Annotated in this window: 18 protein-coding genes; 6 read left to right on the forward strand and 12 right to left on the reverse strand. The window is 64.6% G+C overall.

The features are described from left to right. Positions 1 to 4 precede the first annotated feature (4 nt). Both WMO45_RS09625 and WMO45_RS09630 read right to left on the reverse strand, forming a co-directional pair. The gene (locus WMO45_RS09625; RefSeq protein WP_349140484.1) at positions 5 to 1,426 is read right to left on the reverse strand and encodes an MATE family efflux transporter; all 1,422 of its coding nucleotides are present in this window, start codon (positions 1,424 to 1,426) and stop codon (positions 5 to 7) included. 4 nt (positions 1,427 to 1,430) lie between these two features. Next, positions 1,431 to 2,555 carry a cysteine desulfurase family protein gene (locus tag WMO45_RS09630; protein WP_349140485.1) on the reverse strand — a complete coding sequence of 375 codons (1,125 nt, stop codon included), beginning with the start codon at positions 2,553 to 2,555 and terminating at the stop codon, positions 1,431 to 1,433. A gap of 193 nt (positions 2,556 to 2,748) precedes the next feature. Between WMO45_RS09630 and WMO45_RS09635 the strand changes: the two genes are divergently transcribed. After that, positions 2,749 to 4,134 (forward strand): rubredoxin, encoded by a 1,386-nt coding sequence (locus WMO45_RS09635; protein ID WP_349140486.1) that lies wholly within the window; start codon positions 2,749 to 2,751, stop codon positions 4,132 to 4,134. A 64-nt stretch (positions 4,135 to 4,198) separates the two neighbouring features. Here the strand turns inward: WMO45_RS09635 and WMO45_RS09640 are convergent, their stop codons facing one another. The 8 genes from WMO45_RS09640 to WMO45_RS09675 form a co-directional block, all read right to left on the reverse strand. Beyond that, positions 4,199 to 5,392 carry a hypothetical protein gene (locus WMO45_RS09640; protein ID WP_349140487.1) on the reverse strand — a complete coding sequence of 398 codons (1,194 nt, stop codon included), beginning with the start codon at positions 5,390 to 5,392 and terminating at the stop codon, positions 4,199 to 4,201. Continuing rightward, positions 5,389 to 5,877: an RNA polymerase sigma factor gene (locus WMO45_RS09645; RefSeq protein WP_349140488.1), complete on the reverse strand. Its 489-nt coding sequence runs from the start codon at positions 5,875 to 5,877 to the stop codon at positions 5,389 to 5,391. The genes WMO45_RS09640 and WMO45_RS09645 overlap by 4 nt, the downstream gene beginning before the upstream one ends. A 109-nt stretch (positions 5,878 to 5,986) precedes the next feature. Continuing rightward, complete coding sequence (locus tag WMO45_RS09650) at positions 5,987 to 8,434, reverse strand: glycogen/starch/alpha-glucan phosphorylase (RefSeq protein WP_349140489.1); 2,448 nt, start codon at positions 8,432 to 8,434, stop codon at positions 5,987 to 5,989. A 110-nt stretch (positions 8,435 to 8,544) separates the two neighbouring features. Next, entirely contained in the window at positions 8,545 to 9,981 is a 1,437-nt protein-coding gene (glgA, locus tag WMO45_RS09655; protein ID WP_349140490.1) for a glycogen synthase GlgA, read from the reverse strand. Between the two features lie 53 nt (positions 9,982 to 10,034). Beyond that, on the reverse strand, positions 10,035 to 11,150 hold the full coding sequence (glgD, locus tag WMO45_RS09660; protein WP_349140491.1) for a glucose-1-phosphate adenylyltransferase subunit GlgD: 1,116 nt from the start codon (positions 11,148 to 11,150) through the stop codon (positions 10,035 to 10,037). Continuing rightward, positions 11,147 to 12,355 carry a glucose-1-phosphate adenylyltransferase gene (locus WMO45_RS09665; protein WP_349140492.1) on the reverse strand — a complete coding sequence of 403 codons (1,209 nt, stop codon included), beginning with the start codon at positions 12,353 to 12,355 and terminating at the stop codon, positions 11,147 to 11,149. The genes glgD and WMO45_RS09665 overlap by 4 nt, the downstream gene beginning before the upstream one ends. 31 nt (positions 12,356 to 12,386) lie before the next feature. Further along, positions 12,387 to 14,384, reverse strand: coding sequence for a 1,4-alpha-glucan branching protein GlgB (glgB, locus tag WMO45_RS09670; protein WP_349140493.1), 1,998 nt, complete (start codon positions 14,382 to 14,384; stop codon positions 12,387 to 12,389). Positions 14,385 to 14,633: 249 nt separating this feature from the next. Further along, complete coding sequence (locus WMO45_RS09675; protein WP_349140494.1) at positions 14,634 to 15,764, reverse strand: D-alanyl-D-alanine carboxypeptidase family protein; 1,131 nt, start codon at positions 15,762 to 15,764, stop codon at positions 14,634 to 14,636. Positions 15,765 to 15,908: 144 nt separating this feature from the next. On the opposite strand from WMO45_RS09675, the gene mobA reads away from it, so the two are divergent. From mobA to WMO45_RS09700, 5 genes are all read left to right on the forward strand, one after another. After that, complete coding sequence (gene mobA / locus WMO45_RS09680) at positions 15,909 to 16,517, forward strand: molybdenum cofactor guanylyltransferase (protein ID WP_349140495.1); 609 nt, start codon at positions 15,909 to 15,911, stop codon at positions 16,515 to 16,517. 50 nt (positions 16,518 to 16,567) lie between these two features. Continuing rightward, positions 16,568 to 17,422: a transporter substrate-binding domain-containing protein gene (locus WMO45_RS09685; protein ID WP_349140496.1), complete on the forward strand. Its 855-nt coding sequence runs from the start codon at positions 16,568 to 16,570 to the stop codon at positions 17,420 to 17,422. Positions 17,423 to 17,495: 73 nt separating this feature from the next. After that, positions 17,496 to 18,140: an amino acid ABC transporter permease gene (locus tag WMO45_RS09690; RefSeq protein WP_349140497.1), complete on the forward strand. Its 645-nt coding sequence runs from the start codon at positions 17,496 to 17,498 to the stop codon at positions 18,138 to 18,140. 11 nt (positions 18,141 to 18,151) lie between these two features. Continuing rightward, entirely contained in the window at positions 18,152 to 18,937 is a 786-nt protein-coding gene (locus WMO45_RS09695) for an amino acid ABC transporter ATP-binding protein (RefSeq protein ID WP_349140498.1), read from the forward strand. A 66-nt stretch (positions 18,938 to 19,003) separates the two neighbouring features. After that, positions 19,004 to 19,345 carry a hypothetical protein gene (locus WMO45_RS09700; RefSeq protein ID WP_349140499.1) on the forward strand — a complete coding sequence of 114 codons (342 nt, stop codon included), beginning with the start codon at positions 19,004 to 19,006 and terminating at the stop codon, positions 19,343 to 19,345. 60 nt (positions 19,346 to 19,405) lie between these two features. On the opposite strand, the gene WMO45_RS09705 is transcribed toward WMO45_RS09700, so the two are convergent. Both WMO45_RS09705 and WMO45_RS09710 read right to left on the reverse strand, forming a co-directional pair. Further along, positions 19,406 to 20,659, reverse strand: coding sequence for an MFS transporter (locus tag WMO45_RS09705; protein WP_349140500.1), 1,254 nt, complete (start codon positions 20,657 to 20,659; stop codon positions 19,406 to 19,408). A 45-nt stretch (positions 20,660 to 20,704) separates the two neighbouring features. After that, complete coding sequence (locus WMO45_RS09710; protein ID WP_349140501.1) at positions 20,705 to 21,988, reverse strand: amidohydrolase; 1,284 nt, start codon at positions 21,986 to 21,988, stop codon at positions 20,705 to 20,707.

The raw sequence follows: 21,988 nt of genomic DNA on the forward strand, positions 1-21,988 counted from the left end.
TGCTTCATTTGCCAATCCTGGATTTTTCCACCGATGGGTCCTCGCCGGGGGCGAACTGGGTCACGTCGTTGATCCAGCGGCGGGAGTGGAACCGGCGCAGGCCCACGCCGAATTTGGCCACCTGCTCCATCACGATACCCACATAGACCCAGAAGATGCCCCACCGCAGCACCAGGCCGAACAGGGCGGCCAGGGGGAGGGCCACCAGCCACAGGGGGCCGATGTCGATGGCGGCGGCGGCCCGCACGTCTCCGCCGCCCCGCAGCACCCCCACGGTGTTGACGCTGTTGAAGGCCCGCAGGGGGAGAAAGCCGCCGATGAAGGTGAGCATCATGGTGGCGATGCCCCCCGCCGTGTCCGACAGGCGGAAGAAGGGGTAGAGCAGCCACGGGAACACCAGCCAGGCCCCCAGCACCAGCGCCCCGCCGATGATCAGCCCGCACAGCAGGGTCAGGGTGTCCAGAGCGGCGCCGATCTCATAGAGGTCCTCCCGCCGCCCGGCCCCGATCTCCCGGCCGATGAGGATGGCGGTGGTGCCGCTGATGGCAAAGATGGAGACGGTGCACAGATCCTCCAGGTTGCCCGCCAGGGCGCGGGCGGCCAGAATCTCGGTGGAGCCGTCCATGTGGCCCATGATGACCTTATAAAGAGAGGTGCCCAGGCCCCACATGGTCTCGTTGAACACCACGGGGCCGGAATAGCGCACGAATTTGCGCACCAGCGCCCCGCCGGGCCGGAGCAGGCAGGCCGGACGCAGGCGGAAGCGGCGGTTGGTAAGGGCGTAGAGGAGCATGGCCAGAAATTCCAGGATGCGGGCGGTGAGGGTGGCCAGGGCCGCGCCCTCCACCCCCAGGGCCGGAGCGCCCAGGTTGCCGAAGATGAGCACCCAGTTCAAAAAGGTGTTGGCCAGCATGGACCCACCGAAGAGGAGCATGCCCAGCTTGGGGTTCTCCATGGAGCGGTGGGCGCCCACGTAGACCCCCGTGATGCTGTTGAACAGATAGGAGAAGCCCACGATCCGGGCATATTGAGCGGCCAGGGGGACCAAAGACTGGTTGTCGGTGAGCAGGCTCATGAGGGGACCGGGCGCCAGGAACATGACCCCGGCGAAGAGGGCGGAGATGGCCCCCGCCACATAGCACCCCAGCCCGATCACCCGGTTGATGGAATCGGTGTCGCCCTTGCCCCAGAACTGGCTGATGAGCACCGACGAGCCGCTTTGCAGCCCGAAGATCACCAGCTGGATGACAAACACCGGCGTATTGGCCACCAGTACGGCGGCCAGAGGCACCTCGCCCAGCCGGCCCACCATAAAGGTGTCCACCAGGCCCAGCAGGGTGGTGCACAGGTTTTGCAGCAGGATGGGCACGGCCAGCCGGGTCACTTCCCGGTAGAAGGCCGGCCCCCGCTTCATATAGCCCAGCAAGGCCTTACCGCATGGCGATGCGGGTCTGGGTGATGTGCAGCAGCCCATCCCGCAGCGCGTCCACTTCCTCCCGGGTGCTCTCCGGGGAGAAGGAGACGCGCAGAATCCCCATCAGGGTGCGCTTGGGCAGGCCCAGCGCGGCAAAGACATGGCTGGGCTTACCCTTGTGGCAGGCCGAGCCGGAGGAGACATACACTCCCATGTCGGACAGGTCCCGCACCAGCATCTCGCTGGGGTAGCCGGGCAGGGAGACGGCGCAGATGTGGGGGGCGTCTCCCCGGCTGACGATCTCCAGACCGGGGACCGAGGCCAGGGTCTCCAGGGCATATTCCTTCACCGCGGCGATCTGCTCCGGCGCGCCGTCGGGCCACGCCTCACACGCCGCGGCCAGAGCCGCGGCCTGGGCGGTGGGCTCGGTCCCCGGGCGCAGGCCCCGCTCCTGTCCGCCGCCCAGCAGCAGGGGGGGCAGGTCCAGCCCGCTGCGGATGTACTGCGCGCCGATGCCCTTGGGGGCGCGGACCTTGTGGCCGCTGATGGTGAGCACGTCCACCCCCAGCGCACTTGGGGTGAAGGGGACCTTCAGAAAGGCCTGCACCGCATCGCAGTGGAGCAGGGCCTGGGATCCGGTGTCCCGCAGGAGCTGGGCGGCCTCCGCCACGGGCTGGAGGGTGCCCAGTTCATTGTTGACCAGCATCATGGACACCAAAACCGTGTCCGGCCGCAGGGCGGCCCGCAGATCGTCGATGCAGACGTGCCCCGTTCGGTCGGGTTTGAGATAGGTGACCTCATACCCCTGGGCGGCCAGGTCCTTCACCGGCTCCAGTACGGCCGAGTGCTCAATGGCGGTGGTGATGATGTGCCGCCCCGTCCGCTTGCCCCGGCGGACGGCGGCCCGGATGGCCCAGTTGTCCCCTTCGGTGCCGCAGGAGAGAAAGGTGACCTCTCCCGGCGCACACCCCAGGCGCCGGGCCAGCACGGCCCGGTCCTCCTCCAGCCGGGCGGCGGCCGCCCGGCCGGGGGCGTAGCCGGAGGAGGGGTTGCCGAACCCCTCGGTCATGACCTCCAGCGCGGCCTGGGCGGCCTGGGGGCAGACCCGGGTGGTGGCGGCGTTGTCAAGGTAAGCGGACATGGTGGAAAACTCCTTTTTTCGATCAAATCATTCCAGTTCATTCTAAGCGTCCGCCGGCGGAAAGTCAAGCCGGCCCGCCGGGGGAGAAAAAGTGCGCATTTTTTCCACCTGTGCTTGACAAGGTGGGGATGGGATAATATACTGTGGTGCGGTAGGAAATAAAATGGATTTGATATGGAAAGGAAGGAACCACATGAGCGCGATCAAGCTGCGTGAAAACCTCTGGTCGGTGGGCGTGCTGAACCCTGCCCTGCGGGTATTCGACGTGGTGATGGAGGCCAAATACGGCACCTCTTATAACGCCTATCTGCTGACCGGTGAGAAGAACGTCCTCATCGAGACGGTGCACCTGGATTACTTTGACGAGTATCTGGACAACATCCGCCAGGTCCTCCCGGTGGAGCAGGTGGATTACCTTATTATGAATCACAATGAGCCCGACCACTCGGGCAGCGTGGCCAGACTGGTGGAGCTGTGCCCCAAGCTGGAGGTCATTGCCACCAAGGCGGGCAAGAAGCACCTGCAGGACATCACCAATCTGGACCTGCCCTGCCGGGCCGTGGGCGCCGGGGATACCCTGGACCTGGGCGGCGGCCGGGTGCTGGAGTTCATCCCCGCACCGCTGCTCCACTGGGCGGACACCATGTTCACCTGGGACAAGACGGGCAAGACCCTTTTCACCTGTGACTTTTTGGGCGCCCACTACTGCGAGCCCACCATGCTGGACCGGCACATCCACGCCCGCAAGGCCTATGAGGAGGAGTTCCGCCACTATTATGAGTGCATCATGGGCCCCTTCAAGCCCAATGTGCTGGCCGGGCTGGACAAAATGCCGGCGGAGACCGAGCTGGTGTGCACCAGCCACGGCCCCTGCCTGAGCGACACCATCCAGTGGGCCAAGGACCTGTACCGGCAGTGGAGCACCCCCGAGCCCAAGCCCCGCCGCCGGGCCTTCGTGGTCTACGCCTCGGCCTACGGCTACACCGGAATGCTGGCCGACGCGGCCGCCCGTGCCCTGGAGGAAGAGGGGTATGAGGTGGTCACCGCCGACGTGACCGAGCAGCCCCTGTCCTTCTGCGCCGAGCAGGCCAACCGGGCCGACGTGCTGCTGGTGGGCGCTCCCACCATCAACCGGGCCGCGCCCAAGCCGGTGTGGGATGTGCTGACCTCCATCGACCCCATCCACCTGAAGGGCTGCGCCGCCGGCGCTTTCGGCGCCTACGGCTGGAGCGGCGAGGCTGCCCCCATGCTCCACACCTTCCTGAAGGGCCTGCGCTATGCCGCCCCCGAGGCTCCCTTCCGGGTGCTCTTCCGGCCCACCGAGGCCGATCTGGCCGCCATGGCTGACTATGCCCGCAGCGTGGCCGCCCTGTGCACCTCCAAGGTGGACGAGCCCCCGGCAGCGGCTCCGGCCGCCGGCGGCAAGTGGGTGTGCGCCCTGTGCGGCTACATCTATGACCCGGCGGAGGGCGACCCCGCCCACGGCATCGCCCCCGGCACCGCCTTTGCCGACCTGCCTGCCAGCTGGTCCTGCCCCCTGTGCGGCGTGGACAAGGGCATGTTCAAGCAGGCGGATTGATTCGTTCTTCCCAACATGCGGCGGAGGCCGCGCACTCAGGTGCGCGGCCTCCGTTTTTTTGCCGTCAGTCGGGGAAGTGATGGGCCAGACCGTCGTTGAAGTACCGCCGGTAGGGAATGAGCGGCTGAAGGTCGGTCTCCAGAGCGGGGACATAGGCGATGCCCGCACCCAGGTAGGGGCTAGGGTCCACCCCGTCGAACATCCGGTCGGCGATGACCGCATCCCAGTAGTCCTGGGTGTAGAGGATGCGGTACACCGGCTGGAAATAGGGCTGGCCGGGGCCGGTGTCGTACTCCAGCACCACCTGGAGGACCCGTGCCTGCTGGGGGTTGGCGGTATAGTGAGCGCCCCAGTAGTCCCCGGAGCGGAAGGCGGCCAGGGCCTCCGCCTCCGGGCGGAGCGGACAGGTAAGAACCTCACCAGTGGGGGGGAGGTAGAGAGTCAGGGCGCTGTCCGTGGACTCGATGCGCCGGAACGCGGTGGCCAGGAGCTGTTCCTCCAGGGGGGCGTCCGGGTCCCGGACCACGGTGATCCGGGTGGTGCGCAGGCGGCCGTCGAAATCATAGGCGTCCAGCGTGCTCTCGTACACCGCCGGGGCGGCGGTCTCCCCCTCCGCCCCGGAAAAGGCGTCCTGGAGCAGCGCCTGCTGGGCCGCCTCATGCACGGCGTCCAGATCGGGAGCGTCCCAGACATCCAGGGCGTAGAGCCCGTTCAGCCGCAGCTGGGTGCCGTCGGCGCACCGGGCCTCCAGGGTGGGGGAGCGGCCCATGGTGTTCTCCCCGAAGCTGGCGGTCCACTGGCTCTCGGTGACGGTGAGCCCCAGCGCCTGGGCCAGCTGCCCCAGCAGGGCCCGCTGCTCGTCCTCGGTGGGGATGGGGTTATAGTACACGTTCAGCTGGGTCAGCTCCTCCAGATGCCCGTCGCTGGGGTTGATCGCCGCCAGCTGGCCCAGGTTGGTGACCACGTCGAAGCTGTCGTTGCAGGCCTCCGCGGGGGCGGGGGTGGCGGTGAAGGCCGGTTCGGGCGTGAGGGCCACGCCGGGGTCAGCGGGGTCGGCCTCCGTCCGGCCGGACCACCAGATGCTGCCCGTCACCGCCAGGGCCAGGGCCGCCGCCGTAGCGGCGAAGGCCATGGGACGGCGGCGGAGGCGGGGCCGTTTCTCCTGGGCCGCCTCCATGGCCGCCAGGGTGTCCCTCCGCCAGACGGGGGAGGGGGTCATCCCCATCAGGGTACTGCGATAGCGCTGCTCGCTGTTCATGACCATTCCTCCTTCAGCGCGTCCTTCAGCTTGGCTCTGGCCCGGCTCAGCCGGGAGAGCACTGTGTTCCGGGGACAGCCCAGCAGCTGGCCGATCTCGCCGGCGGTGTACCCCTCCACATAGTGGAGATAGACCGGCCAGCGGTATTTAGGGGGCAGGGCGGCTACCGCCTCCAACACGCCGCCGCCGTCCGGTTCGGGAGCGGACAGGTCCGGGGCGGACTCCAGAGAGACGGTGCGCCGCCGCCAGGCGGAGCGGCCCCAGCTTTTGCAGCGGTTGGCGGTGGCCCGGATGAGCCAGGCGCGCAGGTGGGACTCGTCGGCAAAGGCGGGGTCGCACCGGATGAGGCTGACAAAGACCTCCTGGGCCACGTCCTCACCGTCGGATGCGCTGCCGGTGCCCTGGATGGCCATGCGGTAGATCAGCGGGCCATAGCGGTCCAGGATCTCCTCGCAGGAGAGGGGGACTCCGTTGAGACTGGGCATACCGTTCACTCCCTTCTGTCAGGAAAGCGCCCCAGCCGGGGGAATGATTGCACAAGACGGTAAAAAAAGCGGGCGGCATGTGCGCCGCCCGCAAAACAGGGTGTGGTGTTTACTTGATCTCCCGTACGGGTACGTTCCAGATGTCCTTAGCGTAGTCCCGGATGGAGCGGTCGGCGGCAAAGATGCCGGAGCGGGCGATGTTGAGCAGGGACATCTTGTTCCAGGCCTTGGGGTCGCGGTAGACCTGCCCGGCGCGGGCATGGGCGTCCCGATAGCTCTCAAAATCGGCCAGCAGCAGGTACTCGTCGGCGGGGCCGCCGTCACCGAAGAGCAGACGGCGGGCAATGTCCCCGTAGGCGATGCCGTCGCCGAAGCCCACGTTGAGCTGGTCGATGACGGCGCGCAGCTCCGGATTGTGGACATAGTATTCATAGGAGTTGTAGCCCTTGTGCTTCATCTCGGCCACCTCGTTGGCCTTCAGGCCGAAGAGGAAGATGTTCTCGTCGCCCAGCACCTGGTGCATCTCCACATTGGCGCCGTCCAGCGTGCCGATGGTGAGCGCGCCGTTCATCATGAACTTCATGTTGCCGGTGCCGCTGGCCTCCTTGCCGGCGGTGGAGATCTGCTCGCTGAGTTCGCTGGCGGGCATCAGCCGCTCGGCCAGGCTCACCCGGTAGTTCTCCAGGAACACCACCTGCAGCCGGTCCTTGCAGGCCGGGTCGCGGGCGATCATGTCGGCCACCGAGTTGATCAGCCGGATGATGCGCTTGGCCACGGCGTAGCCGGGAGCCGCCTTGGCGCCGAAGAGGTAGGTGCGGGGGGTGAAGTCGAAGTGGGGATCGGCCTTCATCCGCTGGTAGAGATAGAGGATGTGCAGCACGTTCAGCAGCTGGCGCTTATACTCGTGCAGGCGCTTGACCTGCACGTCGAACATGGCGTCGGTGTTGAGGATGACGCCGGTCTCCCGGGTCACCCAGGCGGCGAAGGCGTTCTTGTTCTCGGCCTTGATCTGGCCCAGGCGGGAGAGCACGCCCGCGTCGTCCTGGTATTTCTCCAGGCCGGTGAGGGCCTCGGGGTGGAGCAGGTATTTGTCCTTGCCGCAGCAGTCCCGGATGAGGGCGTCCAGCTTGGGGTTGCACTCACTCAGCCAGCGGCGGTGGTCAATGCCGTTGGTCACGTTGGTAAACTTGTCGGGGGTGCGCACGTAGGCATCGTGGAAGACGTCCTTCTTCAGGATGTCCGAGTGGAGGGCGGATACGCCGTTGATCTTGAAGCAGGCGCACACGCACAGGTTGGCCATACGTACCTCGCCGCCCCAGATGATGGCCATGGGGGCCACCTTGGACAAATCGCCGTGGAAATAGGTGGTCAGGGCCTCCTGGTAGCGCTTGCTGATCTCGATGAGGATCTGCCAGATCCGGGGCAGCCAGCGCTCAATGAGCTGCTGGGGCCAGCGCTCCAGCGCCTCGGCCAGGACGGTGTGGTTGGTGTAGGCCACGGTGTGGGTGACGATATACCAGGCCTCGTCCCAGCCGTACCCCTCCTCGTCCAGCAGGATGCGCATCAGCTCCGGAATGGCCAGGGTGGGGTGGGTGTCGTTGATCTGGATGACATGCTTGAGGTGGAAGTTGCGCAGCGTGCCGTACTCGGCCCGGTGCTTGCGCACGATGGACTGGATGGTGGCGGACACGAAGAAATACTGCTGCTTGAGGCGCAGGGACTTGCCCTCATAGTGATTGTCCTCCGGGTAGAGCACCTTGGAGATGGACTCGGCCATGGCCCGCTGCTCTACCGCCTTCAGATACTGGCCGGAGGAGAACAGGTTCATGTCCACCGGCGTGGGGCTCTTGGCGTCCCACAGGCGCAGCACGTTGCCGTGCTCGGTCTGGTAGCCGGCAATTTCCATGTCCCGGGGCACAGCCAGCACCGTGTCGTACCCGGTGTGCTTGATGTGGTGGTGGCCCTGGTCGTCCCACACGTCCTCCACCTTGCCGCCGAAGTGGACCTCCTCCACTTCATCCATCTTGGGAATGAGCCAGGCGTCGCCCAGGTCCAGCCAGTTGTCGGGCAGCTCCACCTGCTGGCCGTCCACGATCTTCTGCTTGAAGATGCCCAGCTCATAGCAGATGGAATAGCCGGTGGCCGGGATGTCCAGCGTGGTCATGGAGTCCAGATAGCAGGCGGCCAGGCGGCCCAGACCGCCGTTGCCCAGGCCGGCGTCGGGCTCGGCCTCGAAGAGGTCGGGAGCCGAGAAGCCCAGAGCCTCGATGGCCTGCTTCAGGGGCTCCAGCACGCCCAGGTTATAGGCGTTCTTCATCAGGGAGCGGCCCATGAGGAACTCCAGAGACAGATAGTGGACCTGGCGCTGGTGCTTTTCCACCACCTGATCGGCCGTCTTCATCTGCCGTTCGGACATGATGTCCCGCAGCACCAGGGCACAGGCCTTGAACATGTGCTTGGCGGTGGCTTCCTCCACATCGCGGCCGAAGTTGCGGCGCAGCTTGCCGGTGATGAGGGTCATCAGTTCTTTTTTGGTATAGTTATGCAATGCAAACATCTCCTGTTTCGGTTGGCATGAACACAAGAAAACTCCGCGGGAGAAGGGGCCGACGGGCGGCATCCTCCCGCGGAGCGGATTCTATCACGGAAAAATCCGGTCTGTCAAGCTTATTTTCCCGTGACCCAGCCGTAGATCTCCTCATAGGCACCGGCCGACTGATCCCAGGAGAAATCGGCGGTCATGGCCTGCTTCTGGAGGGATTTCCAGGCCTTCTTGTCGTTGTGATAGAGGTCGATGGCACCGGCCAGCACACCCACCATCTCGTGGGCGTTGATGTTGGCGAAGGAGAAACCGGTGCCCTCGCCGGTGTACTGGTTGTAGGGGATCACCGAATCCCGCAGGCCGCCGGTCTCCCGCACCACGGGAATGGTGCCGTAGCGCATGGCGATCATCTGGCTCAGGCCGCAGGGCTCGGAAATGGAGGGCATGAGGAACAGGTCCGCGCCGCCGTAGATGGCGGTGGAGAGGCTGGCTGAATACATAATATGGGCGGCGAACCGGCCGGGATACTGGTTCTGGGCCTGACGGAAGGCCTCCTCAAAGTTCCAGTCGCCGGTGCCCAGCACCACCATCTGTACGTCCATGCCCATGATGTCGTGGATGGCGGCGGTCACCAGGTCAAAGCCCTTGTGCCGCACCAGCCGGGAGACGCAGGCGATGATGGGGGTGTCGGGACTCTCCCGCAGGCCGGAGGCCTGCTGCAGGGCCGCCTTACAGGTCTTTTTGCCCTGGAGCTGCCGGGCGGAGAAGAATTTGGCCAGGCCCTTGTCCCGCCAGGGATCGTAGAGCTCGGTATCGATGCCGTTGAGGATGCCGCGCATCTTGTGCCGGTTGTCGGTGATGACCCCCTCCAGCCCGTGGGCGTAGAAACTGTACTGCAGCTCCTCAGCGTAGGTGGGGGAGACGGTGGTGACGTAATCGGCGGCGTAGATGGCGCCCTTCATCAGGTTCACGTCACCGTGATAGGCCAGCATATGCTCGTTGAAGTACCCCTCGTTCAGGCCGAACAGATCCTTGAGGGTCTGGCGGCCGTAGCGGCCCTGATACTCGATGTTGTGGATGGTGAACACGCTCTTGGTGTCGTACAGCTGGGGGATGCGGTGGCGCTCTTCCAGCAGGTAGATGGGCACCAGCGCCGTCTGCCAGTCGTTGCAGTGGAGTACGTCGGGATGCCAGTTGAGGTATCCCACGCTCTCCACCACGGCCCGGGAGAAGTAGGCGAAGCGCTCACCGTCGTCATAGTGGCCGTAGATGTTGGAGCGCTTGAAGTAGTACTCATTGTCCACAAACCAGTAGGTGACCCCGTCCCGCTTCAGTTCAAAAAGGCCGCAGTAGGGCGTGCGCCAGGCCAGGGTGATATGGAAGCACTGCAGGAAGGTCATCTGACTGCGCCACTCCTGACCGATGCCCTCGTACAGGGGCAGGATGACCCGCACATCGTGGCCTTTTTTCGCCAGCGCCTTGGGCAGGGAACCGGCCACGTCGGCCAGACCGCCGGTCTTGATAAAGGGGGCGCACTCCGAGGTGACGAACAAAATGTTCATATGTTACTCCTTCTATGAAACAGATCGGAAATTGGTTCCGGGTCCGGACGGGCTCAGACGATCTCGTTTTTGGCGATGGCCAGAGGATAGGTGTTGTGCCCCATCAGCATCCGGCCGGGGTTGACCCGAACGTTTTTATCGGTGATGGCATACTTGAGCATGGCGCCGGCCTGAATGGTGGTGCCCTGCATCAGCACGCAGCCGGAGACCTTGGCTCCCTTCTCCACCCGGACGCCACGGAAGAGGATGGAGTTTTCCACCTCGCCTTCGATGATGCAGCCGTCGGCCACCAGGGAGTTGACCGAGCGGGCGTCAGGGCCGTAATAGGTGGACGGGTCGGAGCGGTCCTTGGTGCGCACCGGACGCTCAGGCACAAAGAGCTGGGCGCGCACGTCCGGGTCCAGCAGCTCCATGCTGCGGGCGAAATAGCCGGCCACCGACTGCAGCCGGGCGGCGTAGCCGTCAAAGATATACGGGCAGATCTTCAGCTGGCCCACCATGCCCTGGAGCACGCCGGTGCTGAAGGAGGGGATGTTGTGGGCCGCGCAGTGGTCCACCAGGGAGAGCAGCAGCTCCTTGGAGAGGATGTAGACCTCCAGGGACTCGCAGCCCTGAGCGATGGCCGGGTGGACGGATACGTCGGTGATGCGTCCGCCGGCCCCAACCGTGAAGTAGTCACAGCCCCGGGGGTCGCCCTTGGGATGGCTGGTGCAGACGGCGGTGATGTCGGCGTCGTTGCGGATGTGGGCCTCATAGATGTCGGCCAGAGGCAGGTTCACCGCCAGGTCGCCGCCGGCCAGGACCACATAGTCCTGCCGGATGTTCTGCAGGTAGGAGCGTACGCCCGCCAGAGCGTCCATACGGCCCCGGTAGACCCCCTCCTGCCGGCTGGCGTAGCCGAAGGGAGGCAGGATGCGCAGGCCGCCGTGCTTGCGGGAGAGGTCCCAGTCCTTGCCCGAGCCCATGTGGTCCAGCAGGGACTGATAGTTGGCGTGTACGATGATGCCTACGTCGGACACGCCGGCATTGACCATATTGGAGAGCATGAAGTCGATGACCCGGTAGCGCCCGCCGTAGGGGATGGAGCAGGTGTTGCGGTGCTGGGTCAGTTCCCGAAGATCGGGGTTGGAAAGGTAGGAAAAGATGATGCCGTGCAGTTTGTGCATCATTTTACCCCACCTCCTTTCACGTTACGAGTGATCATGGCCTTGGGGGAGACCACCGCGTTGTCGCCCACCGTCAGGTGCTGGGCGATGACGGCCACGCCCCAGTCTTCGCTGCCGTCGGGAGAGGCGCCCACCCGGGCGTTCTCGCCGATGGTGGCCTGCTCGGCCACGATGGCATACTCCACCACCGCGCCCTTCTTGACCACGGTGCCGGGCATCAGGATGGAGTAGCGCACCACCGCGCCCTCCTCCACGATGACCGAGTGGAAGAGCACCGAGTTCTCCACCGTGCCGTATACCTCGCAGCCGCCGGTGACCATGGAGTGCTCCACCTTGGCGTCCTTACCCATAAAATGAGGGGGCTTGGTGGGGGTGCGGGCATAGATGGGCCACTCGGTATCGTACAGGTCGATGCCGTTTTCCGGAGAGAGCATGTCCATGTTGGCGTCCCACAGGGAGTCGATGGTGCCCACGTCCTTCCAGTAGCCCTGGAAGCGGTAGGCCGTCATCTTCTCCCCGTTGTTCAGCATGGCGGGGATGATGTTCTTGCCGAAGTCGTTGGCGCTCTTCTCATCGGCCTCGTCCGCCATCAGGTACTCCCGCAGCTTGCTCCAGGTGAAGATGTAGATGCCCATGGAGGCCAGGTTGCTCTTGGGCTTCTTGGGCTTCTCCTCGAACTCATAGATGTCGTCGTTCTCGTCCACATTCATGATGCCGAAACGGGGCGCCTCGGCCATGGGGACCTCCAGCACGGCGATGGTGCAGGCGGCGCCCGCCTCCTTGTGGCGGCGGAGCATCTGGGCGTAGTCCATCTTGTACACGTGGTCGCCCGAGAGGATGAGCACGTACTCCGGATCATAGGTTTCCAGGAAGTTGATGTTTTGATAAATGGCGTTGGCCGTGCCCTTGTACCAGGTGCCCTTCTCCCCTTCGCGCATGTAGGGGGGCAGGATGTGCACACCGCCGTAGGAGCGGTCCAGATCCCAGGGTTCGCCGTTGCCGATGTAGGCGTTGAGCTCCATGGGGCGGTACTGGGTCAGCACACCTACCGTATCGATACCGGAGTTGATGCAGTTGGACAGGGGGAAGTCGATGATGCGGTATTTGCCCCCGAAGGGTACCGCGGGCTTTGCCACATGGCTAGTCAGGGCGTGCAGCCGGCTGCCCTGTCCACCGGCCAGCAGCATGGCGACGCATTCCTTTTTCATTCTATCACCTCAGTGTTCAAACTGGAAAGGCTCAGGCTTTTTTGGTGCGCTTGGTGGCGGGTTTGGCAGGCTTGGCCGCTTTGACCGGAGCGGCTGCCTTCTTCCGCCGGGGCGGGAACTTGCGGGTGCATTTATAGATGGCGGCACTCATGGGCGGCAGACGCAGGGTAATGGACTGCTCCCGGCCGTGGCAGGGGTTGTACTGGCTCTTCACCGGCTCGGTGTCGCCACGGCCCTCGCCGCCAAAGGCGGGATCGTCCGTGCTGAACACGCAGGAGTAGGCGCCGGCCACGGGCACGCCGATGGTGTAGCCCGTCCGGTCCACCGGGGAGAAGTTGCACACCGTTACCAGCGTGTCTCCCTTGCTGTCCTTGCGCAGGAAGGCGATGGTGTTGGCCTGGTGATCGTCGGCCTCGATCCACTCGAAGCCCTCCCAGGAGAAGTCCAGCTCCCACAGCTCCTTGTGGGCCAGATAGAAGGCGTTGATGGCCTTGAAGAAGGCGTGCAGCTTGCGGTGGCGCTCCCCGTCCTCGTTGTCCATCTCCAGCAGGTGCCAGTCCAGAGAGTGTTCATAGTGCCACTCGTTCCACTGGCCGAACTCGCTGCCCATCATCAGCAGCTTCTTGCCCGGGTGGGTCAGCATGTAGGTATAGAAGGCGCGCACACCGGCGTACTTTTCCTCGTCGGTGCCCGGCATCTTGTTGAGCAGGGAGCCCTTCATGTGCACCACCTCGTCGTGGGACAGGGGGAGCACAAAGTTTTCCGAGAAGGCGTACATCAGCGAGAAGGTGATGTCGTGGTGGTTGAACTGGCGGAAGTAGGGGTCCAGCTTGATGTAATGGAGGATGTCGTTCATCCAGCCCATGTTCCACTTCATATTGAAGCCCAGACCGCCGTCCAGGCCGCCCTTGCCTACCGGGTGGGAGACCCGGGGCCAGGCGGTGGACTCCTCGGCGATCATCATCACGTCGGGATGGGCGGTGAAGATATGGGTGTTGAGCTTCTGGAGGAACTCCACCGCCTCCAGATTCTCATGTCCGCCGAACACGTTGGGGACCCACTCCCCGTCCTGACGGCCGTAATCCAGGTAGAGCATGGAGGCCACCGCGTCTACCCGCAGCCCGTCGATGTGGTACTGCTCCAGCCAGAACAGCGCCGAGGAGTACAGGAAGGAGCGGACCTCGTTGCGGCCGTAGTCGAACACCCGGGTGCCCCAGTCGGCGTGCTCCCCCTTGCGGGGGTCGGCGTACTCATAGCAGGGCTGGCCGTCAAACTCGTACAGGCCGAAGGCGTCCTTGGGGAAGTGGGCGGGGACCCAGTCCAGGATGACGCCGATGCCGGCCTGGTGCAGCTGGTCCACCAGCCACATGAAGTCGTGGGGCGTGCCGAAGCGGCTGGTGGCCGCGAAGTAGCCGGTGCACTGATAGCCCCAGGAGGCGTCCAGGGGGTGCTCCGTCACGGGCAGCAGCTCCACATGGGTGAAGCCCATCTCCTTCACGTAGGGCACCAGATACTTGCCGATGTCCCGGTAGGAGAGCATCTCGTCATCCCCGGTGCGCCGCCAGGAGCCCAGGTGGACCTCATAGATGTTCAGGGGCTTCTGGTAAATGGGGTTGGCCTTGCGGTAGTCCATCCAGCTCTGATCCCCCCACTGGTAGCCGGAGAGATCATAGAGCTTGGAGGCGGTGCCCGGGCGGGTCTCGGCGTGGAAGGCATAGGGATCGGCCTTGGCCAGTACCTCGCCCTCGGTGGTGTGGATGGCATATTTGTAGCTGTCATAGACCTGCAGGCCGGGGATGAACGCCTCCCACACGCCGCCCTCCAGAGCGGTCATGGGGTGGGAGTCGGCGTCCCAGCCGTTGAAATCCCCCATCACCGACACGGATGCGGCGTGAGGCGCCCAGACCCGGAACAGCCAACCGGCCTGTCCGTCCCGCACGGCGGGATGGGAGCCCAGGAACTCCTGCGCCCGGACGGCCTGGCCGTTGACAAAGGCATCAACGGCGGGAGAGAGCTTGGTATGAGGCATAGGTATCCACTCCTTTATTGGTAAAAACACCCAAAAAAGAGAATCGCGGGAAGGGCGTTTCTTGTCATTGGTAATAAATAAGCTCCAAAAGCAGAGAAACTTATTTGTATAAAGTATACAACGAGTCGTATCAAGAGTCAAGATATGGATGGAAAAGGAGACGTAAAAATTCCGTGTTTTGAACCCCCTCCCTTTGGGGAGAACGTACACGCAGGGGGAGCGGTTTGCACCGCTCCCCCTGGAACCGGATCATCCGGCCATAAACAGCGTCCGCAGCAGACGGGCGAAGAGTCCGGGCACCGACAGCCGTGCCACGGCCTGGTCGGCCACGATGGGAATGGTCTGGAGGGTCTCGCCCTCCGCCGAGATCACCAGCTCGCCCAGCTTCTGGCCGGCCTCCACAGGGGCCTCCACGTCGGAGCACAGGCGCACTTCGCTGGTCAGGGCGTTGAGCTGGGCCTTGTCCACCAGAATGCGTCTGGAGCCGGAGAGGACGGGCTGCACCGTCTCCTGCTCTCCCAGCAGCACATTCACCGGCGGCAGGGCCTGTCCGGGGCAGACATCGGTGAGGGTGTAGTTGGCAAAGCCGTAATTGAGCAGGCTTTTGGCCGCCTCAAAGCGCTGCTCGGAGGTGCTGGCTTTGAGCACCACGGCGATCAGGCCCATGCCGTCCCGCTGGGCGGTGGCCGACAGGCAGTAGCCCGCCGAGTCGGTGGAGCCGGTCTTGAGGCCGGTGGCTCCCTCATAAAACCGGATGAGCTTGTTGGTGTTGGACAGCTGGAACTGCCCGTCCCGGATGGAGTCCATCCAGATGGTGGTGTAATCCAGAATCTTGGGGTGGCTCATCAGCGCCCGGCTCATGACGGCGATGTCATAGGCGCTGGTCAGGTGGCCGGCGGCGGGCAGACCGGTGCAGTTGCAAAAACAGGTGTCCGCCATGCCCAGCTCGGCCGCCCGGCGGTTCATGAGCTCCACAAAGGCCTCCTCACTGCCCGCCAGGTGCTCGGCCAGGGCCACGGCGGCGTCGTTGCCCGAGACCACCGCCACCGACTTGAGCAGATCGTTGACCGACATCTGCTCCCCTTCTTTTAAATAGACCTGGGAGCCGCCCATGGAGGCGGCATGGGCCGAGACCGTGACCATATCGTCCAGGCTCAGCCGTCCCTCGTCCACCGCCTCCAGCACCAGCAGCAGGGTCATCACCTTGGTCACGCTGGCCGGTTCCAGCTTGTCGTGGGCGTTTTGTTCATAGAGGATGGTCCCCGTCTCCTGCTCCATGAGCACCGCCGCGGCGGCCTCCACCGGCGCCGGCTGGGCGGCGGCCTGGGCAGGGAGGAGGAGCAGCGCGGCGGCCATCAGGGCCGCGGCCAGTTTTTTCATAGCGTTCCACGCCTCCTGTTTCTTTGGTGTGTTCTGTTGGACAGGATATGGAACCGGGGGGAATTCTATGCGGCGGAACCGTTTTTTTGACGCGGGGAAATTTTTCTGGTACACTGGGTCAAAACGCGCAGAGGGGGCGGACGGATGAAGCGGGCGGCGGTGATCCTCAGCGGGGGCGGCTCCCGCCGGATGGGCCGGGACAAAGCCGGGCTGACGCTGGAAGGGGAGCGCTTTCTGGAGCGGCTGGCGACGCGGTACGCCCCCTGGTTCGACAGGGTGTACCTGTCCACCGACCGGCCGGGGCGGTATGTCCTGCCCGGCGTGGAGGAGGTGCCCGACCTGCGCCCGGGGGCCCAGGGGCCTCTGGCCGGTCTGGAGGCCGCGCTGGTGTCCGCCGGGGCGGGACAGGTCTTTCTCACGGCGGTGGACCTGCCCTTCGGCACGCCGGAGCTGGCCCTGCGCCTGCTGGATGGGCTGGAGGGGGCCGACGCCTGCTGCATCCGGCGGCGCTCGGGCCGGCTGGAGCCCCTGTTTGCCGCCTACCGCCACCGGTGCCTGCCGGCGGCGTCGGCCTGCCTGGACGAGGGGCGGCGGGCCATGGCGGCCCTGCTGGAACGGGTGAACCTGCGCGTGCTGGAGGAGGCGGAACTGCCCGGCTTCGACCTGGAGCGGCAGCTGCTCAACGTCAACCGGCCGGAGGACCTGGAACGGGCCCGTCTTTTTTTAAAAAAGCCCTTTACAAGTTCGCTTTAGCGTGGTAATATACAAAAGCAACAGAGAGTACATTTGTGGAGGGACTGTATATGAGACAGAGACTGACCGCCCTGGCCCTGGCGCTGGGCCTGACCCTGACCCTGACTGCCTGCGGCTCCGGAGACTCGTCCGGCGCGGCCCAGACCCCTGCCGGGGAGAGCAATGCTCCGGCTGTCGAGAGCGATCTGGCCTATGTGCAGGACAACGGCACGCTGAAGATCGGCTACACCCTGTTTGAGCCCATGAATTACCTGGATGAGAACGGCGAGCTCACCGGCTTTGAGACCGACTTTGCCACCGCCGTGTGCGAGAAGCTGGGGCTGGAGCCGGAGTTTGTGGAGATCAACTGGGACTCCAAGCTGCTGGAGCTGGAGAGCAAGAACATTGACTGCATCTGGAACGGTATGACCATCACCCCCGAGCTGGAGGAGGCCCTGAGCATCTCCCAGCCCTACATCAAGAATTATCAGGTAGTGGTGATCCGGGCGGCCGACGCGGAGAAATACACCTCCACTGAGTCCCTGGCGGGCGCCAAGGTGGACGCCGAGGCCGGTTCCGCCGGCGAGGCGGCGGTCCAGGCCGATGAGTACCTGAGCCAGGCCCAGTACACCTCCGTGGTGAAGCAGACCGACGCGCTGCTGGAGGTCAAGGCCGGCGCCGCCGACGCGGCGGTGATGGACTTCGTGCTGGCCAACACCCTGGCTGGCACCGGCGACTACTCCGACCTGATGGTCATCCCCGACCTGGAGCTGTCGGTGGAGGAGTACGGCATCGGTTTCCGCAAGGGTTCGGACATCACCGCCCAGGTGGATCAGGCCATGCAGGAGCTCATCGACGATGGGACGCTGGCCAGCCTGGCCGACGAGTACGGCCTGAGCGAGCTGCTGCTGGCCAACCAGCAGTAAGCCTTTACACAGACGCGGCAGGAGGCAGGGGGCAGCCCCTGCCCCTTGTCTGCTCCGGGCAAGGAGAGAGAGTATGTCATTTCAAACGGTAACCCTGACCATGCTGGACGGCTTTTTGCTCAACATCCAGCTCTTTGTGGTCACGCTGGTGCTGGCGCTGCCTCTGGGGCTGGTGGTGTCCTTCGGGACCATGAGCCGGTTCCGGCCGCTGAGCTGGCTGATGCGCCTGTATGTGTACATCATGCGCTCCACCCCCCTGATGCTCCAGCTGGCGGTGGTGTACTATCTGCCCGGCATCCTGAATCCGGGGCACATCCTGCCCCGGATGACGGCGGCCTGTCTGGCCTTCGTGCTCAACTACGCCGCTTATTTCTCCGAGATCTTCCGCGGCGGTATCCAGGGCGTGCCCGCCGGGCAGCGGGAGGCCGGACAGGTGCTGGGCATGACCCGGCGGCAGATCTTCCTGCGCATCACGCTGCTGCAGGTGATCAAGCGCATCGTGCCCCCCATGGGCAACGAGGTCATCACCCTGGTCAAGGATACCTCCCTGTCCAACTTCATCATGGTGGGCGAGATCATCAAGCTGGCCAAGGACTTCGGCAACAAGGGCATGATCTGGCCGCTGTTCTACGCCGGGGCCTTCTTCCTGGTGTTCAACGGCGTGGTGACCCTGGCCCTGAGCCGGATCGAGAAAAAGCTGGACTATTTCCGCGTGTGAGGGAGGACAACATGGCGATCTTACAGGTCAGTGACATCTACAAGGACTTTGGCCGCACCCAGGTCCTCCGGGGCATCAATTTCTCCCTGGAGCAGGGACAGGCCATAGCCATCATCGGCTCCTCCGGCAGCGGAAAGACCACCCTGCTGCGCTGCCTCAACTTCCTGGAGACCCCGGACCGGGGGCGCATCCAGGTGAACGGGGAGACCCTGTTCGACGCGGACGACCCCGCCACCCAGCGGGAGAGCGAGGTGCGGAAAAAGCGGCTCCACTTCGGCCTGGTGTTCCAGTCCTTCCACCTGTTCCCCCAGTATACCGCTTTGGAAAATGTGACCCTGGCCCCCCGGCTGCTGGCCGGGGAGCGGCCCGATTTCAAGGCCCGCCGGAAGGAGCTGTTTGCCCAGATCGACGCCCAGGGCCGGGTGCTGCTGGAGCGCATGGGCCTGGCCGACCGGGCGGGGCACTATCCCCACCAGCTCTCCGGCGGCCAGCAGCAGCGGGTGGCCATCGCCCGGGCCCTGGCCCTCAAGCCGGACATCCTCTGCTTTGACGAGCCCACCTCCGCCCTGGACCCGGAGCTCACCGGCGAGGTGCTGAAGGTCATCCGCTCTCTGGCTGAGCAGAAGACCACCATGCTCATCGTCACCCACGAGATGGCCTTCGCCCGGGACGTGGCCGACCAGGTGATCTTCATGGACGGCGGCGTCATCGTGGAGCAGGGCGCGGCCCGGCAGGTCATCGAGCACCCCCGGGAGGAGCGGACCAGGCAGTTTCTTTCCCGCTACGCGGAGAATTGAAAACACGGCGCGCGCGTGGTATGATAAATACCACGCGCGTTTTTTTGCAGGCAAGGAGCTGACAAGATGGAACAGGAGCTATTTTTACCCGTGCTCTCCCACTTTGAGAACGGGAATTTCTGGACGGCCAGCGGCGGGCGGATGCGCTACCAGGTCCTGCCCGACACCGAGGCCGAGCCTCCCCAGCTCACGGTGGAGGTGTGGGAGGGACCCTGGTGCCGCCGGGACAGCCGGGTGGAGGAGCAGACCCGCTTCCCTATGAGCGAGGAGGGGCTGCAGGCGCTGCGGGCCTTCCTGCTGGACTGGCAGGAGAAGATCGCCGCCCGGCCGGAGCGGAGCCTGGAGGAGTGCCTGCGCCTGCGGGACGCCCGCCGGGCGGAGCTGGCGGCCCAGGCGGAGCAGCCGTAAGAAAACCGAAAAAGAGCCGCCCCGGCAGGTGCCGGGGCGGCTCTTTTTGATCCGCTGGAATCAGACCTTGGCCTTGCGCTTCAGGCTGCGGTTCCAGATAAACATACCCAGGATGCCGATGAGCATCATGATGCCCACGGCGATGAAGTAGTACTTGTAGCCGGTGGCGGAGTAAGTATCCAGAATGGCGCCGGCGGTCAGGGGGCAGATGACCTCGGGCAGGTAGCCGATGGTGCTGATGAGGCCGATGGCGGTGCCGGAGACCTCCATGGGGATGCCGCCGTCCTCCATCAGGGAGAAGACGATGCCGTAGTTGCAGTACATGCCCACATAGATGATGGCGCACACGATGACGAACACGGGCACGCTCATGGTGGGGAAGAGGGCGATGGCGAAGGTACCGATGGCCATGATGAGGAAGCAGATGACCATGATCCTGGGCCGGCCGATGCGGTCAGCCAGTACGCCGCCGCCCACGGAGGCGAAGGGACGGATGTAGTCGGCCATGATGGTCACGATGGTGCCGCCGATCATGGCCATGCCGAAGGCGGAGGTGGCGTAGGGGTTGAAGTAGGCGTAGGACATGTTCATCACGTAGGTGCAGCACAGGATCAGGCAGAGAATCCACACCTGGGGCAGCTTGACCACGGTGAGGATCTGCTTGAAGTTGAAGCGCTCGGACTTGTCGCCGCCCTTGTCGTCCTTGAAGAACAGCAAGACCAGCACGCCCAGGACGATGACCACCACGGAGTAGAAGACGATGCCGCCCTTGAGGCCGGCGGCGTTGATGTCGGAGCCGCCGCCGGTGCTTCTGCTCACCGCGTTGATGATGGCCAGGGCGATGGCAAGGTGCACCGCGTTGGTGACGCCGCGGCCGGCCTCCATGAAGCCGTAGGCCTTGCCCTGCTCATTGGCGGCGGCCAGGCCGCGGATGCCCTTGACCAGAGCGGGCCAGAAGGCGAACAGCGCGGTGAAGCCCCATACCAGATAGATGACCAGCAGCATGGAGTAGCTGGTGGCGAACAGGTGGCAGAACCCGGCGATACCCGTCAGGATCAGGGAGACCGAGATCAGCTTCTTGGGGGAGATGAAGTCGGCCACCACGCCGCCGAACAGGTAGGATACCATGCCGAACACGCCGAACATGGCGCCCAGGGTGCCCATCTGGGTGTTGGTCAGGTTGTAGGCCTCCAGATAGGCGTCGTAGTAATAGGTGCGGAAGTAGGGCAGGCCGTAGATGAGCGATCCGGCGATGGCCAGGATCACCAGCCTCCACATGTTCCCTTTCAGTTTGGACGCTACTTTTTCTGCCATGATTTCAATTACCTCCTCTGTTCTTGACACACATGCCTGTTTCTCTCAGTTCCCGTGAAGCTCTTCCAGAGCGAACACACACATATCCACGGCGGCCTGCAGGCAGTCCTCGTCAAAGTCGAACTCCGGGTCATGCACCGTGTTGGTGGCGTCGGCGCCGATGCCCACGTAGGTGCCGATACCGCCGTTCTGCTGGACCTTGGTGATCATCACGGCCGCGTCGTCGGTGCCGCCCACATTGCCCTCGAAGTATACCTTCTCGAACCAGGGCACCTTGTTGGCGGCCCGCTGGATGATCTCCATCATGGCGTAGTCGCTGGCGCCGGCGGGCACCTCGCCGTAGTCCACATAGTGGTAGGTGAGGTCGTAGGCCTTGGCCGTGCCGTCCAGAATGTCAAAGATCCGCTTGCCCGCGTAGGCCGAGATCTCGGGGAACTGGCCCCGGTATTCGATGCGCATCATGGCGTTGGGGGCGATGGTGTTGGCGCACACCCCGGCGTGGATCTCACCCACGTTCACCCGGCACAGACCCGCCTCGTGGGGGGCGATGCTGTGGATGTTCAGCGCCGCCGAACAGGCTGCCAGCAGGGCGTTTTTCCCCTCCTGAGAGGCGCCGCAGGGGTGGGCCGCCCGGCCTTCCAGATAGACGTCCAGCTGCCGGTCGCTGAGAAAATCCCGGCAGCCGCAGGCGATGGTGTGGGAGGGCAGGGGCTTGTTCTCCGCGCTCAGGGCGATGTGGACGGCGATGAAGTTCATCACGTCGTCCAGGTGGCCCTTGTCCACGATGGACTGGGCGCCGTAGAAGGTCTCCTCCGCCGGCTGGAAGAAGAGCTTGATCTTCCCGCGCAGCTGGTCCCGGCGCTCCATCAGCGCCTGGGCGATGCCCAGGCCGATGGCTGTGTGGCCGTCGTGGCCGCAGGCGTGCACCGACTTGGGGTTGCAGGAGAGGTATCCCTCGTCGTAGGGGCGGTAGCCCGGCTTTTCGGGCTCGTCATAGGGCAGGCAGTCCATCTCAAAGCGCATGGCCGAGACCGGGCCCTCCCGCCCGGTGTCCAGCACCGCCATCACGCCGGGCCAGCCCTGGGTCATGGCCACAAAACGCTCGTTGGCGCCCTGGCGGACCGCCCGGTCCATCTCGGCCTGTACCTGCTCCGGGGTCAGCCGTTCGGGCTCGCCCACGCTGGACGGCTCGATCACGTCCGGCCCCATAGCCACGGTGTAGCCCATTTCGGTCAGCAGCTCGGCTACCCGGGCGCTGGTGCGGAATTCCCGCCAGCCGTTTTCGGGATAGTGGTGGAATTCCCTGCGGTACGCTGTCAGTTGATTCAA

The organism is Flavonifractor hominis (assembly GCF_040095835.1).
In the GTDB taxonomy this organism is placed as follows: domain Bacteria; phylum Bacillota; class Clostridia; order Oscillospirales; family Oscillospiraceae; genus Flavonifractor; species Flavonifractor hominis.